Below are 1,140 nucleotides of genomic sequence, written 5' to 3'. Positions count from 1 at the left end.
CAGAACATCATTTAAATCATCCTATTATAATATATTACTTCGGCGTTATAATACCTGTCGGTATTACCTGCTTTGCCTTACTTGTTGTTCTTTCTATACTTTCTTACACTGTTTAGTTGTCAAAGAGCTACGATATCATGACAATAATCTCACTAGAGCTACAGATTGTAAAATTTCTAAGTTCGTTTCCTACACTTCAAAAACTCGGCTTCGCCTCAGACAGTTGAAGTTCTTTACAGAAACTTCACTAAGAAATTTGTTTGCAATCTTTCGCAAATGTTCGCTTATTTGTCATAGATATCTTTTGGCATGTTTGCAAGATTGCAATCTTAGCAGAACATACTTTGTGGCAATTTTTAAATTGCCTGTTTGAGTATTGTTTAATGGTGGAGATGAGCGGATTCGAACCGCTGACCCCCTGCTTGCAAGGCAGGTGCTCTCCCAACTGAGCTACACCCCCATGATGGTCTCAAACATTGTTTTAATTTTAATGGTGGGCCTAAGTGGACTTGAACCACTGACCTCACGCTTATCAGGCGTGCGCTCTAACCAGCTGAGCTATAGGCCCATCTAACACTCGCCGCCCATAAGCGACAAATTCCATTATAGCCAGTTGAGATAAAAAAATCAACTGGTATTTTTAGAGAGATGTTAGTCCCTCAAAACTAGACAGTTGTGCGACGGCCACTTGCGTGGCCTTTTTATGGGCTCTCTACAAGAGCTCCATTTCTCCTTAGAAAGGAGGTGATCCAGCCGCACCTTCCGATACGGCTACCTTGTTACGACTTCACCCCAATCACTAGCCCCACCTTCGACGACTGCTTCCAAATAGGTTAGCTCATCGGCTTCGGGTGTTGCCAGCTTTCGTGGTGTGACGGGCGGTGTGTACAAGACCCGGGAACGTATTCACCGCAGTATGCTGACCTGCGATTACTAGCGATTCCGACTTCATGCAGGCGAGTTGCAGCCTGCAATCCGAACTGTGACACACTTTTTGGGATTTGCTTCACCTCGCGGCTTCGCTTCCCTCTGTATGTGCCATTGTAGCACGTGTGTAGCCCAGGACATAAGGGGCATGATGATTTGACGTCATCCCCACCTTCCTCCGTCTTGTCAACGGCAGTTCCGCTAGAGTGCTCG

2 tRNA genes and 1 rRNA gene are annotated in these 1,140 nt (G+C 45.5%); all 3 read right to left on the bottom strand.

Annotation, left to right across the window (positions count from 1 at the left end):
* Nucleotides 1–384 precede the first annotated feature (384 nt).
* Nucleotides 385–460: transfer RNA gene (locus GGQ84_RS15490), tRNA-Ala, on the bottom strand.
* A gap of 31 nt (nt 461–491) precedes the next feature.
* Nucleotides 492–568: transfer RNA gene (locus GGQ84_RS15485), tRNA-Ile, on the bottom strand.
* A gap of 169 nt (nt 569–737) precedes the next feature.
* A 16S ribosomal RNA gene (locus tag GGQ84_RS15480) occupies nt 738–1,140 on the bottom strand; the annotation flags it as partial.

The sequence above is a fragment of the Desulfitispora alkaliphila genome, assembly GCF_050433185.1.
Taxonomy (GTDB): Bacteria; Bacillota; Desulfitisporia; order Desulfitisporales; family Desulfitisporaceae; genus Desulfitispora; species Desulfitispora alkaliphila.
Note: the sequence above shows the minus strand (reverse complement) of the source record. Positions and strands in the feature narration are given on the sequence as shown.